Raw genomic sequence first — 13,027 nt, 5'->3', positions numbered from 1 at the left:
GCGGCGGCGCGGCTCGCCAGAGGCGAGGCCCGCGGTTCAGCCGTCAGACGGTGGCGGCTGCTTGTTGAGCTTCTTGTCGAACATGCATTGGAAATCCCCGGCCGGACATCCGTACTCGGTCGGGTCCGGCAAGTCCACGCATGCGTCTCCGGACTTGGTCATGAAGCAGCCGCTGGCGTGGTGGTCACTCGCGATGGGTGCGCCGAGCAGCCCCACAGCCACGATGCCTGCCGCTGCGGCGAGAACCCCCGGAATTGCGTAACCGATCGCACTTGCTTTTCGGGCCATGATCGACCCTTTCTCTTCGGCGCCGGAACCCCCTTTGTCCCCGCGTTGTCCGAACGATAACCACAAGACCCACACCAAAACGGCGGAATCACGTCGTTATTTACGGACGAGAGTGGACGGATCAGCCGCCTAGGGTGCGGTGGCTACATCGCCTGCAGGACCAGCGGCGGCCCTGGGTCGGGCGACAACGGCACGTTGTGGCGCTGCAACAACCACCCGGCGATGTTGTGGAACAGCGGCGCCGCCGAGGTGCCCGGCGACCCGTCCGCGGCACGGTGGGGGTTGTTCATCATCAGGCCGATGACGTAGCGCGGATTGTCCGCCGGCGCTATCCCGGCGAAGGTGATCCAGTAGACGTCGTCGTAGTAGCAACCGCAGTCCGGGTTGATCTGCTGTGCGGTACCGGTTTTCCCGGCGATCTGGTAGCCGTCGACCGCGGCCTGCCATCCGGTGCCCTGCTGCACGCCGGTCGGATCACGTTGCACCACCGAGCGCAGCATGTTGCGCACGGTCGCCGCGGTCTGCTCCGAGACGACCCGGACGCCCTCGGGCCGCGGTTCCTCGGTGCGGCTGCCGTCGGGGGAAATGGTCGCCTTGATGATTCGCGGCGGAATTCGCAGGCCGTCGTTGGCGATGGCCTGGTACATCCCGGTCATCTGCAGCAGCGTCATCGACAGCCCCTGGCCGATGGGCAGGTTGGCGAAGGAGCTGCCGGACCATTGGTCCACCGGAGGTACCAGTCCGGCGCTCTCACCGGGCAGAGCCACGCCGGTGCGCTGTCCCAGACCGAACTTCTCCAGCATGTCGAACCAGCGCTCGGGCCCCACCCGTTGCGCCAGCATCAGGGTGCCGACGTTGGAGGACTTCCCGAAGACTCCGGTCACGGTGTACGGCGCGACGCCGTGCTCCCAGGCGTCGCTGACGGTGACATCGGCGATGTTGATCGATCCGGGCACCTGCAGCACATCGTCGGGGTGACCGAGGCCGTATTCGATCACCGAGGCGGCGGTGATGATCTTGTTCACCGAGCCCGGCTCGAACGGCGACGAGACCGCCAGGTTGCCGAGCTCGCGGTCCTCCTGGCGCCCGATGTCCTGAGAGGGATCGAACGTGTTGTCGCCGGCCATCGCCAGCACCTCACCACTGTGCGCGTCGAGCACCACGGCCGTGACGTCGTGAGCGCCGGTGACGTTCTTGGCCTGCTGCACCTGCTGCTGCACGTAGAACTGAATGTCGTCGTCGAGGGTGAGCTGGATGGTCGACCCGTTGACGGCCTTGTGCCGGTTGCGATAGCTGCCCGGGATCACCACGCCGTCCGAACCGCGGTCGTAGGTGACCGACCCGTCCGTTCCGGCCAGCACGGCGTCCATCGAGTCCTCCAGCCCCAGCAGGCCGTGGCCGTCCCAGTCGATGCCGCCGATGATGTTGGCCGCCAGCGACCCGCCCGGGTACTGCCGCAGGTCCTGGCGCTCGCTACCGACCTCCGGGCACTTCTCGGTGATCACCTCGGCCACCGCCGGGTCGACGGCACGGGCGAGATAGACGAAGGTCTCGTTGCTGCGCAGCTTCTTCAGCAGGGCCGCGGAGTCCGGCTTGTTGCCGAGGCGGGTGGAGATCTCCTTGGCGATCTCCTGCAGCCGCAGTTGTGGATCGGGGGCCGACGGGTCCTTCTTCTTGGCGTCGGCGAGCTGCTTGCCGATCTTGACCGGCTGGAAGGACAGCGCCCGAGCCTCGATGGTGAACGCAAGCTTGTCACCGGTGCGGTCGATGATGTCGCCGCGCATCGCCTGCTGGACGTCGGTGACCTTGAGTTGTCCGGCGGCTTCGGCCCGCAGCCCGGAGGCCCGAGGGACCTGCAGGTAGAACAGCTGTGCCGCCGACAATGCCAGCACCAGGAAGATGACCGCGTTGCCGGTGCGGTGCCGAAAGACGAACGAAGCGCTGCGCAGGCCCATCTCGGTGGCCGGGCGAGTACGGCGCTCGCGGGCCGAATGCCCGGTTGCCTGAGTCGCTTTCGAGGTCGCCTTCGGAGCCTTGCCGGACTTGGCGGTTTTGGCCGGTTTGGCCGGCGGGGTGGCGGATCGACGGTTCTTTCGCGTGACAGCTGTGGCCGAGCCGTCGGCGCGACGTGCCGGGCCGATCCCCCGCGCGGTCCGTCTCATCGCGCGGCTCCGGGAACCACCGGCGTCGCCACGGCTGCCGGCGGCAACGGGGGTTGCGGCGGCAGCACCGCCTCGGGCGGCAGCACCGCCGCCGGTGGCAGGACCGCCGCCGGAGGAAGCGTCCCGTCCAGCGGGAGCACCGTCTCGGGCGGCACCACCGACCCGGGCGGCAAGGCGACGGGCGGCAAGCCGTCAGACGGGAGGGCCGGAGGCGTCGCCAGGGGCGGGGTGTCTTGCGCGCCGGGCCCGGGCAACGGCCCGGCCTGGGGCGTGCCCGGGACTCCAGGCAGACCCGGAATGGTCAGCGGCGCGCCGGGCGCCGCCGGTACCGGCGGGACCGCGGCGGGCAGATGGCGGCTGTCGAGCTTCGGCCCGGCCGGCGGCACCCGAACCGGCACCTCTGCCGGTGGTGCCACATCGTCGGGCAACTTGGTGTTCAGCGGCGGCGGCGGCACTCCCTCGGCGGGCTTCGGGGTCCCGACGACCACCCAGTTGCCGACCGGGTCCTGGACCAGATGCGCGGTGTCTCGGCTGGGGATCATGCCCAGTTCGCGGGCCGCCTCGGCCAGCGCCGGTGCGGACTCGGCGGTGAGCACGTCACGCTCGAGTGCTTCCTTCTGCTGCATCAGGACCCGGTTGCGCTCCCGGATGCTGCCCAACTGGTAGGACCGCTCGGCGGCATCCGTCGACAGCCACAGGGTGATTCCCAGCCCGACGCCGAGCGCGCCGATGATCAGCACGACGAATGGAACCTTGGCCGCCAGCGTGCGCGGCCGCAGGTCGACCGAGGCCAGTCGAGCGATCAGGCGTTCGCGCAGCGGTACGCGCACAACCTTGGGCGCCTTGGCCTTTCGGGCCTTGGCTCGCGCCTTGGCCTGCTTGGTGTTCTTCGGCGGCACCGGTCGCGGATCGGGGCGAAGCGACGCCGCCTTCTGCGGGCCGGTGCGCGGTCGCGACTGGAGACCCGCTGCGGGCGCGGCTCCGCGCTGCCGGCGCGGGCCCCGGGCCTGCGTCGGCTCGTTGACGCGCCGCGGGCCGTTGCGAGTTGCGCCCTCGGGGCTACGGCGACGGTCGCCCTGCCGTACCGCGGGCTTGCGCTTGGCCGCCATCACTTCCCCCTCGATGCCACGATCGGCCCGGCCTGGACCCGTTCCACAGCACGCAGCCGGACCGAGCCCGCCCGCGGGTTGCGCTCGACCTCATCCGCCTCGGCCCGTTCGGCGCCGCGCGTCAACGTCACGAACTTCGGTTCGTCGCCGGGCAATTCGACCGGGAGACCGACCGGTGTGCGCGATGCGGTGGCCGCGGCGAACAGCTGCTTGACGATGCGGTCCTCCAACGACTGGTAGGACATCACCGCCACCCGTCCGCCCACCGCCAGCGCATTCAGCGCCGCCGGCAGCGCGTCTCGCAGCGAGTCCAGTTCGCCGTTGACCGCGATACGCAGCGCCTGAAACGTGCGCTTGGCCGGGTGTCCCCCGGTGCGCCGCGCCGGCGCCGGAATCGCCTCGTAGAGCAGCTCTGTCAGTTCCCCGGTCGAGGTGAACGGGGTCTGAGCTCGGCGCCGCACGATGTACTTGGCGATCCGCGACGCGAATCGCTCCTCGCCGAAGCGGCGCAGAATGTCGGTGAGCGCCGCCGCGTCGTAGGTGTTCACGATGTCTGCGGCGGTGAGTTCAGCCTGCGGGTCCATCCGCATGTCCAGCGGCGCGTCCTGCGCGTAGGAAAATCCCCGCTCCACCCGGTCGAGCTGCATCGAGGACACCCCGAGGTCGAACAACACCGCATCAACCGATCCGGTTGCGGCCAAGCCTGATTCGGCCAGCGCCGCGGCGATCCCGTCGTATCGGGTGCGGACCGTCTGGAGGCGATCGCCGAAGCGGGCCAACCGCGCCCCGGCGATGTCGAGTGCGGTGGTGTCGCGGTCCAACCCGATGACTCGCAAGCCGGGGAACTGGCTCAGAAAACGCTCCGTGTGCCCGCCGGCGCCCAGGGTGGCGTCCACCAGGGTCGCACCCTGGCCGTCGGCCGACTGCCTGGTCAGCGCCGGAGCCAGCAGCTCCACACAGCGGTCCAGCAGGACCGGCACGTGTCCGAATTCGCCCTGTTCGGCCACGGCAACACCTCCCGATCCAGAGTGGCAGTGCAACCGACCGTCGACCCGCTGCGCCCGGCTCCGCCGCGCTTGCGATCGCCGGGCCCCTGCCTCGAGGTCCCTGCCCGACGGCACGAACCTGACGTTGGGGAAGTACGTCAGGGTCGGTTCGGACAGAGGCCACGAGGCACGGGCGTGCGCCTCAGATGATGTCGCTGAGTGCTTCATCGCTGGCCGCGGAGAAGTTCTCTTCGTGCGTCTGCTGGTAGTCGCTCCAGGCTTGTGCGTCCCAGATCTCCAGGTAGTCCACCGACCCGATGACCACGCACTCCTTGGACAGGTTGGCGTAGCGACGGTGGTCGGGCGACAAGGTGATCCGGCCCTGGGCGTCGGGGTGCTGTTCGTCCGTGGCGGCGGCGAGGTTGCGCAGGAATGCTCGCGCGTCCGGGTTGCTGCGCGAAGCCTTGGCCGCCCGGCGGGCCAACTGCTCGAACTCCGCGCGCGGATACACGGCCAGGCTGTGGTCCTGACTCTTGGTGACCATCAACCCTCCTGCCAGCGCATCACGAAACTTCGCGGGCAGTGTCAGCCGCCCCTTGTCGTCGAGCTTGGGCGTGTAGGTGCCGAGGAACATCGGCCACCTCCCGCCACGTCGACATCGTCAGCCCACGATACCCCACATTCCCCCACTACGCACCATTTCCTAGGTCGAATCCACCCCTATGCCCCACTAGATCTGCCACTTTGTCTCCCCAACAGGCGAAACGGGGCCCCAACGGTCACCAAATGACCAGCTCAGGGCTGGTGGAGGCAAAGTGGGGCGCGGTGGGGCGGGGGCCTCGACGGGCTGGGCCCCGGACGCGACCCGGAAGCGGCTGTGCACACAAAAAAAGGGCAGCCGATCGGCTGCCCTTTCACATCACCCGTGCCGCTGGATCGGCCTACGGCTCGAACCGGCGGCGGAAACGGTCTTCCATCCGGCTGGCGAACGTACCGCCGCCCTTGACCCGCCGCTGCGAACCCCCGCCCGCCTTGGCCGCACCGTCTCGGGCGGCGACGGCGTGGTTGCCGGTGATGGCGAACACCACCCCACCGAACATCACCACGAATCCCAGCACGCTCAGAATCAGGAATGCCGCATTGACGGTGGTCGCGTAGAACGGGATACCGGAGACCAGCATCACCAGGCCGACCACGAAGAAGGTCATACCCTGCACCCGCCGGCGGGTGGTCGGGGTACGCAGGGCGCCGCCGCGAACGCTGGAAGCGAACTTGGGGTCCTCGGCGTACAGCGCGCTCTCAATCTCGTCGAGCATGCGCTGTTCATGATCGGAGAGTGGCATTCGTCCCTCCTTGCCGACGGCCGCTCATATCACTGCCCACGGCGCGATACGGACTGGTGCGGGCAACTAACACTGATAATACGAGGTAGGCCTGCGCCGTACCACAGGCTTCACCCGCCGATTGTAGCGGCGGTCCGGCAATGTCGATCCACAACGGCCGACGCCGCAGGGCCGAATCCGGATAATGGGACTTTGGACATGGGGCACACTCCCACTTCTCCGGGAAAGGAACCTGCACGTTGGTGACCTTCCTCCTCGACATGTCGCCGCGCGAAATGGCGGATCACCTCGGTGCGGCGCTACGCGTCTACGTCACCGCAATGGGCTACCCGCCGGGCACCGAGAGCCAACGTGCCGCGATGTGGCTGGATCACACCCGCCGAAGCGGCTGGCGGGCGGTGGCCGCCTTCGCAGACAACGAGCCCGGCGAAGTCGGCGAGATTCGTCAGCCGGGCGCGGCACCGGCGGGATTAAACGGAGCCGAGCTGCTGGGAGTGGCCTACGGCTACTGCGGAGCGCCCGACCAGTGGTGGCAGCAGCAGGTGGTGCTGGGCTTGCAGCGCCGCGGTCTGCCGCACCCCGACATCGCCCGCCTGATGGCCAGTTACTTCGAGCTGACCGAGTTGCACGTCGCGCCACGCGCCCAGGGCGGCGGCTTGGGTGAGGCCCTGGCCCGACGCCTGCTGGCCGGGCGTCCGGAAGCCAACGTGCTGCTGTCCACACCGGAGACCAACGGCGAAGGCAACCGCGCCTGGCGGTTGTACCGTCGGCTGGGGTTCACCGACGTGATCCGCGGTCATCACTTCGCCGGTGATCCCCGGCCATTCGCCATCTTGGGCCGGCCACTGCCGTTGTAGCAGCCGCGTCGTCGCCGGACCCGCCGACGGGTCTGGCACGATGACGTCGTGCATGTTCGGCGTTCGCTACCGCCCGTTCGGGGACCCGTCCCAGAGCCCGTTCGGGGCCGGGTTCGACGGTTGCGCAGCTACCGTCGCCTGGTTGCCATGGTCGCGCTGCTCTTGATCGCGGCGCCGTTGGCCGGATGCGTGCGCATTCGGGCCAACATCACCGTCTCCCCCAACGATCAGGTCTCCGGCCAGATTGTCGTCGCGGCCAAGCCGCGCAACGACAACGACACCGGCCCCAAGCTCAGCGCCGACCTGCCGTTCCCCCAGAAGATCGCGATCTCCAACTACAGCCGGGACGGCTACGTCGGCTCCCAGGCGGTGTTCTCCGACCTGACCTTCGCCGAACTGCCGCAGCTGGCCGGAATGCACCGCGATGCGGCCGGGGTGGACCTGTCGCTGCGCCGCGCCGGAAACCTGGTGATCCTGGAAGGCCGAGTGGACCTCACCTCACTCAACGACCCGGAGGCCGACGTCGAGTTGAGCGTCGCGTTCCCCGGTGAGGTGACGTCCACCAACGGCGACCGCATCGGTGGCGACACGGTGCAGTGGCGGCTCAAGCCTGGCGTGGTGAGCACCATGAGCGCCCAAGCCCGCTACACCGATCCCAGCACCCGATCATTCGCCCACGCCGCCATCTGGCTGATCCTGTCCACGTTCGCCGCGGCGGGCGCGGTTGCGGCAATCGCCTGGTACGGCCGGGACCGCGCACCGCGGTTCAGCTCCCCCGACGACAACGCCGGCTGAACAGCCTCCCGGGTCAGCGGGGCGCCGGTGACCAGTACTCGAGCATCTGCGCGAAGGTCCGAAACGCCGCCGCGGACACCCCGTAGGTCGCCTCGAAATGGATGCTCAGCGGGAAGCCCAGCTCCGCGACACCATCGATCACCCGCTTGTACAGGTCGAGCATCAGTTTGCGTCGCTGGTCGGGTTCGGCGTCGGCGAGCGTCTTGACGAAGTCCTGTTCGGCGGCCACCGCCGCGTTGCCCGGATCCTGAATCAGCCAGTTGATCAGGCCAGTCCGGTTCTCGAACGACGGCACGAAGCCGAACGACAGCAAGATCTCCGGGCGCGCGTCGCTGCGCTTGGCGAACTCGGTCAAGAACGGCACGATCGCGGCGGAGTACAGCAGCTGGGTCAGCGCGAACGTCGCGCCGCTCTCGCATTTGAAGTTGAACCGGCCGATCTCGTCGGCCCGGGTGGGAATCAAGATGACGCCGCGGTTGGCCACGTCGGCGCGGAACGTCGCCAGCGCGTCGGTCGGCGGGATGCCCGAGCCCTCGCCGTCGGCCATGGTGCGGGGCACGCCGACGAAGACCACGCCCTCGATCCCCGCGCCGGTCAGATCGCCCAGCCGCCTCCGCAGCGCCGCCTCGTCGGAGAACGAGGTGACCTGGGTGCACAACCCGGCCATGCCCGGCAGCTCGGGGCGGATCGCGTTCCAGAAGTCCAGCACGTCGAGCTTGGGCTTCATCTCGATCGGGCGGTCGTCGTCCTCGGCGATCATGCTCGGCATCAGAATGTGGCGGATCCGCCCTTCGATGCCAGCCTCGGCGGCGAACCGCAGAACCTTGTGTGCCTCCTCGATCGTCTGCTCGGGGCCCTTGTCCACGTTCGGTGGGACAAGCTCGAGTGCGACGGTGTTCAAGGTCACGTACCAGCTCCTTGTGAAAGACAGTCAGCAGACGGTCAACGTTGCCACAGGGCAGGACCGGGCAGCATTGGCCGCCTCCGGCCGCTACCGGCCTGAGTCCCCCCGGCTGTGGTGGCACACTCTACGCTGGACCCACGCTGGGGGTCCCCGGCCGGGCAGCACAGAAAGGGGCGCCGAGCTGAGTTCCAAGGCAACCGCAGCGACTACTCCGTCGGCCGCCGAGCTGGCCGCGGCCGTGACCGAACAGCTGCGCTCCCACCTGCGCACCCGTCGCACCGAGACCGCCTATATCGGCGACGACTACGAGGCGTTGATCACCGGCCTCGAAGAATTCGTGCTGGTCGGTGGCAAGCGGCTGCGTCCGGCGTTCGCCTACTGGGGCTGGCGCGCCATCACCGGCCGGGATGCCGACGACGGCGAGTTGCTGCTGTTCTCCGCACTGGAACTGCTGCACGCCTGCGCCCTGGTGCACGACGACGTGATCGACGCCTCAGCCACCCGCCGCGGCAACCCCACCACCCACCGCAAGTTCGCCGAGCTGCACCGCGCCCGCGGGTGGCGGGGCTCGGCCGACCAGTTCGGGATGTCGGCCGCCATCCTGCTCGGCGACCTGGCGCTGGTGTGGGCCGACGACATCGTCGCCGGTGCCGATCTGCCGGCCGATGCTCGGCAGCGGGTGCGGGGCGTGTGGTCGGACATCCGCACCGAGGTGCTGGGCGGCCAGTACCTCGACATCGTCGCCGAGTCCAGCGGCGTGGACTCGATCGCCTCGGCAATGCGGGTCAACACCTACAAGACCGCCTCCTACACGGTGGTGCGCCCGCTGCAGCTGGGCGTCGCCGCCGCTGCCGACCGGCCCGACATCCAGGCGCTGTTCCACGAGCTGGGCACCGACCTGGGCGTCGCGTTCCAGTTGCGCGACGACGTGCTGGGAGTATTCGGCGATCCAGCGGTGACCGGCAAGCCCTCCGGCGACGACCTGCGTTCGGGCAAGCGCACCGTGCTGCTGGCCGAAGCCGTTGAGCTGGCCGACAAGTCGGATCCGTTGGCGGCCAATCGGTTACGCAGCGCGATCGGCACCGCCCTGACCGAGGCGCAGGTCCGCGAGCTGTGCGAGATGATCGAGGCGGTAGGCGCTCTGGCGGCTGTCGAGGACCGTATCGATCTGCTGACCCGCCGCGCCATGGCCGCGCTGGCGGCCGCGCCCATCGACGAGGTTGCCAAAGCCGGACTGACCGACCTGGCCCGCCGGGTCGCCGACCGGTCCGCCTGATCGCCCGGAGCGCCGATGTCGAACCCCACCATCCCACCGGTCACGAGTGCGTCCAGCGACGCCGCCAGCGGCCTTCGGCGACTGCGGCAGTTCGCCGCCGGCGAGCAGGCCGGGGCCGCCTGGCTCGGCTGCCTGGGCGCCCTGCTGATCACGCTGGGCGGCTTGGGCGCCGGCAGCACCCGCATCCAGGACCCGGTGCTGGATTCCCTGCACCTGTCATGGCTGCGCTTCGGTCACGGTCTGGTGCTGTCGTCGGTGCTGCTGTGGGCCGGAGTCGCGGTGATGCTGGTGGCCTGGCTCGGCTTGGGCCGGCGGGTGATCGAGGGCACCGTGAGCACCTACACGTTGATCGCCACCACCGGCTTCTGGCTGGCGCCGCTGCTGCTCTCGGTCCCGGTGTTCAGCCGCGACACCTACTCCTACCTGGCCCAGGGCGCCCTGCTGCGCGATGGATTCGACCCGTATCAGGTGGGGCCGGTCGACAACCCCAATCCCCTGCTCGACGATGTCAGCCCGATCTGGGCCGCGACGACGGCACCGTACGGCCCGGCATTCATTCTGGTCGCCAAGCTCGTCACGATGCTGGTGGGCAACAACGTGGTGGCCGGCACCATGGTGCTGCGCCTGTGCATGCTGCCCGGGCTGGCGCTGCTGATCTGGGCCGCGCCCCGGGTGGCGGCCCGAGTCGGTGGCAGCGCGCCCGCGGCGCTGTTTCTGGCCGTGCTCAACCCGTTGGTGATCATCCACCTGATGGGCGGGGTGCACAACGAGATGCTGATGGTCGGCCTGGTGCTCGCCGGGATCGCGCTGACCCTGGAACGCCGCCACCTGGCGGGGATAACGCTGGTGGCGCTGGCGGCAGCGGTAAAAGCCACTGCCGCAATCGCATTGCCCTTCCTGGTGTGGGTGTGGATGCGTCGCCTGCGGGAGCCCCGCGGTTCAGCGAGGCTCGACGAAGGAGAGCCGAAGCTGGAACCGCGGCTTGAACCCCGCGGCTATCCGACGGTGGTCGCCTTCGCCGCCGCGACTGCGGTGTCCACGGCGATCGTTGTCGCGGTGTTCGCGGTGCTGTCGGCCCTGGCCGGAGTGGGCCTGGGCTGGTTGACCGCATTGCTGGCCGGCAACGTCAAGATCATCAACTGGCTGACCGTGCCGACGGCGGCCGCCAACCTGATCCACGCCGTCGGCGGGTTGTTCGCCCCGGTCAACTTCTACGCCGTTCTGCACATCACCCGGATCAGCGGGGTCGCGGTGATCGGGCTGGCGCTGCCGGTGCTGTGGTGGCGGTCGCGGCGCGACGATCGCGCTGCGGTCGCCGGAATCGCCTGGGCCATGCTGGTGGTGGTGCTGTTCGTGCCCGCCGCCTTGCCCTGGTACTACACCTGGCCGCTGGCGGTGGCGGCCACCCTGGTCCGTTCACCGACCGCGATCGCCGCGATCGCCGCGGCCTCGACGTGGATCATGGTGATCTTCAAACCCGACGGCTCGCACGGCATGTACACCTGGCTGCATGTGATCGGTGCGACCGGTTGCGCCGTGTACGCCTGGCGCCGGCTGTCCCAGGCACAGCCGGCGCCGGAACTCGACGCCGCTTGAGCGACGCCGCTTGAAGTCAGTAGGCCATGGCTTGCGCCCGGCGCATCACCTCGCGGGCCTGATGTGCGTGCAGCGCATCGATCGGGCGGGCGTTGTCGATCGACTCCCGCACGCCGTCGCGGGTCAACGACAGCGACGAATCCGGGGTGAACAGCCACCGCACGATGTCGGTCTGCTGATATCCGCCGTCGTGCAGCAGTGCCAGTAGCCCCGGCAGGCTCTTGACGACGTCCCCGTCTGCGGTGAAGAACACCTGCGGGACCACCAGCACGCCGGCCCGCCGCACCGCGACCAGATGATTGTCGCGCAGGTACTGGTGCACCTTGGTGACTGGCACCCCGAGCATTTCGGCGACCGTCGGCAGATCAAAGGTGGGTTCGTCGGGCTCAAGCACGTCTTCGGAGGCCGGAATGCTGCTCACGACACAAGTTTAAAGCCGCCGGACCGGCCGTCCACACACATACCATGACCAGGTGACTGGAGCGTGGGGCGGCGACGCACTGGCGGGCGCCCTGCTCGACGGCCGGTACCGGGTGGGCGCCCGGATCGCCACCGGCGGCACCTCCACGGTGTACCGCGGTCTCGACGAGCGCCTGGACCGCCCGGTCGCGGTCAAGGTGATGGATCTGCGCTACGCCGGTGACCAGCAATTCCTGACCCGGTTCCAGCTCGAGGCCCGAGCGGTCGCCCGGCTCAAAGACCCCGGGCTGGTCGCGGTCTACGACCAGGGTTTCGGTACCCCGCACGACCCCGGGCAGCCGTTTCTGGTGATGGAACTCGTCGAGGGCGGGACGCTGCGAGAGCTGCTCAACGAACGTGGCCCGATGCCGCCGCATGCGGTCGCCGCGGTACTGCGGCCGGTGCTGGGGGCACTGGGGATCGCGCACCGGGCCGGGCTGGTGCACCGTGACGTCAAACCGGAGAACATCCTGATCTCCGACGACGGCGACGTGAAGGTGGTCGACTTCGGGTTGGTCCGCGCCCTCGCGGCGGCGGGAATCACCTCCACCAACGTGATTTTGGGCACCGCGGCCTACCTGTCACCGGAGCAGGTCCGGGACGGAAACGCCGGACCCGCCAGCGACGTGTACGGGGTCGGCGTGCTCACCTACGAGCTGTTGACCGGACAGACACCCTTCTCCGGCGATTCGGCGTTGACGGTGGCCTACCAACGACTGGATCACGATATCCCCCCGCCGAGTTCCGCCATCGACGGGGTCCCAGGCGAATTCGACGACCTGGTTGCCCGGGCGACCGCCCGTGAACCGGCGGAGCGCTATGCCGACGGGCTCGAGATGGCGCACGCAGTCGACGTGATCAGCGAGCGGCTGGCACTGCCGGCGTTTCGGGTGCCGGCCCCCCGCAATTCCGCTCAGCACAACGCGGCCCCGCCCAGGCGCGCCGCCGAGCGCCCGGTGCCGCCGGCGCACCAGACACTGCATATGACTCGCGGGCCGGCTGACTGGGTGGACGACACCGACACCCAATATCAGCTGGTGACAGGGCAATTCGGCGGAGTCGAACTGAGCCAGTTCGTGTTGGAGCGCCAGCACGCCCGCCGGATGGTGGTCATCTGGCTGGCCGTGTTGTTCGCGGTCACCACGCTGGTCGCCGCGTTGGCGTGGACGCTGGGCAACAACGTCGGCGCGCTGCTGTAGCCCCCTGGACCCCCTTTGGTGCGAGCGTGCATGTTTGTACGCCCAGCACGGCG

The 13,027-nt window shown here is 69.1% G+C and carries 13 protein-coding genes; 5 read left to right on the top strand and 8 right to left on the bottom strand.

The window, feature by feature from the left end:
• Nucleotides 1-36: 36 nt before the first annotated feature.
• The 6 genes from K3U94_RS09620 to K3U94_RS09595 all read right to left on the bottom strand — a co-directional run bounded on the left by K3U94_RS09620 (nucleotide 37) and on the right by K3U94_RS09595 (nucleotide 5,888).
• The gene (locus K3U94_RS09620; RefSeq protein ID WP_220696340.1) at nucleotides 37-288 is read right to left on the bottom strand and encodes a hypothetical protein; all 252 of its coding nucleotides are present in this window, start codon (nucleotides 286-288) and stop codon (nucleotides 37-39) included.
• Between the two features lie 143 nt (nucleotides 289-431).
• Nucleotides 432-2,450 (bottom strand): peptidoglycan D,D-transpeptidase FtsI family protein, encoded by a 2,019-nt coding sequence (locus K3U94_RS09615; protein WP_220696339.1) that lies wholly within the window; start codon nucleotides 2,448-2,450, stop codon nucleotides 432-434.
• A complete protein-coding gene (gene ftsL / locus K3U94_RS09610) occupies nucleotides 2,447-3,559 on the bottom strand; it encodes a cell division protein FtsL (RefSeq protein WP_230987528.1) in 1,113 nt (370 codons plus the stop codon). Before ftsL ends, K3U94_RS09615 begins: the two co-directional genes overlap by 4 nt.
• Nucleotides 3,559-4,773: a 16S rRNA (cytosine(1402)-N(4))-methyltransferase RsmH gene (gene rsmH / locus K3U94_RS09605; RefSeq protein WP_220696338.1), complete on the bottom strand. Its 1,215-nt coding sequence runs from the start codon at nucleotides 4,771-4,773 to the stop codon at nucleotides 3,559-3,561. Before rsmH ends, ftsL begins: the two co-directional genes overlap by 1 nt.
• Nucleotides 4,748-5,179, bottom strand: coding sequence for a division/cell wall cluster transcriptional repressor MraZ (gene mraZ / locus K3U94_RS09600; protein ID WP_024440488.1), 432 nt, complete (start codon nucleotides 5,177-5,179; stop codon nucleotides 4,748-4,750). Before mraZ ends, rsmH begins: the two co-directional genes overlap by 26 nt.
• A gap of 307 nt (nucleotides 5,180-5,486) precedes the next feature.
• Nucleotides 5,487-5,888, bottom strand: coding sequence for an SCO2097 family morphological protein (locus K3U94_RS09595; RefSeq protein WP_047321041.1), 402 nt, complete (start codon nucleotides 5,886-5,888; stop codon nucleotides 5,487-5,489).
• A gap of 239 nt (nucleotides 5,889-6,127) precedes the next feature.
• Between K3U94_RS09595 and K3U94_RS09590 the strand changes: the two genes are divergently transcribed.
• Nucleotides 6,128-6,745, top strand: a complete 618-nt coding sequence (locus tag K3U94_RS09590; RefSeq protein ID WP_220696337.1) for a GNAT family N-acetyltransferase — start codon at nucleotides 6,128-6,130, stop codon at nucleotides 6,743-6,745.
• Between the two features lie 147 nt (nucleotides 6,746-6,892).
• Nucleotides 6,893-7,540, top strand: coding sequence for an LppM family (lipo)protein (locus tag K3U94_RS09585; protein ID WP_047321083.1), 648 nt, complete (start codon nucleotides 6,893-6,895; stop codon nucleotides 7,538-7,540).
• A 13-nt stretch (nucleotides 7,541-7,553) separates the two neighbouring features.
• On the opposite strand, the gene K3U94_RS09580 is transcribed toward K3U94_RS09585, so the two are convergent.
• Complete coding sequence (locus tag K3U94_RS09580; protein WP_220696336.1) at nucleotides 7,554-8,447, bottom strand: mycobacterial-type methylenetetrahydrofolate reductase; 894 nt, start codon at nucleotides 8,445-8,447, stop codon at nucleotides 7,554-7,556.
• Between the two features lie 178 nt (nucleotides 8,448-8,625).
• On the opposite strand from K3U94_RS09580, the gene idsA2 reads away from it, so the two are divergent.
• Both idsA2 and K3U94_RS09570 read left to right on the top strand, forming a co-directional pair.
• Nucleotides 8,626-9,720, top strand: coding sequence for a bifunctional (2E,6E)-farnesyl/geranyl diphosphate synthase (gene idsA2 / locus K3U94_RS09575; RefSeq protein ID WP_047321084.1), 1,095 nt, complete (start codon nucleotides 8,626-8,628; stop codon nucleotides 9,718-9,720).
• 15 nt (nucleotides 9,721-9,735) lie between these two features.
• Nucleotides 9,736-11,316: an alpha-(1->6)-mannopyranosyltransferase A gene (locus K3U94_RS09570; RefSeq protein WP_220696335.1), complete on the top strand. Its 1,581-nt coding sequence runs from the start codon at nucleotides 9,736-9,738 to the stop codon at nucleotides 11,314-11,316.
• A gap of 16 nt (nucleotides 11,317-11,332) precedes the next feature.
• On the opposite strand, the gene K3U94_RS09565 is transcribed toward K3U94_RS09570, so the two are convergent.
• Entirely contained in the window at nucleotides 11,333-11,737 is a 405-nt protein-coding gene (locus K3U94_RS09565) for an Rv2175c family DNA-binding protein (protein ID WP_047321045.1), read from the bottom strand.
• A gap of 52 nt (nucleotides 11,738-11,789) precedes the next feature.
• On the opposite strand from K3U94_RS09565, the gene K3U94_RS09560 reads away from it, so the two are divergent.
• Nucleotides 11,790-12,974 carry a protein kinase domain-containing protein gene (locus K3U94_RS09560; RefSeq protein ID WP_230987527.1) on the top strand — a complete coding sequence of 395 codons (1,185 nt, stop codon included), beginning with the start codon at nucleotides 11,790-11,792 and terminating at the stop codon, nucleotides 12,972-12,974.
• The last annotated feature ends 53 nt before the right edge of the window (nucleotides 12,975-13,027 follow it).

This window comes from Mycolicibacter heraklionensis, from assembly GCF_019645815.1.
Classification (GTDB): domain Bacteria; phylum Actinomycetota; class Actinomycetes; order Mycobacteriales; family Mycobacteriaceae; genus Mycobacterium; species Mycobacterium heraklionense.
This window is presented reverse-complemented; position numbering and strand designations above follow the sequence as displayed.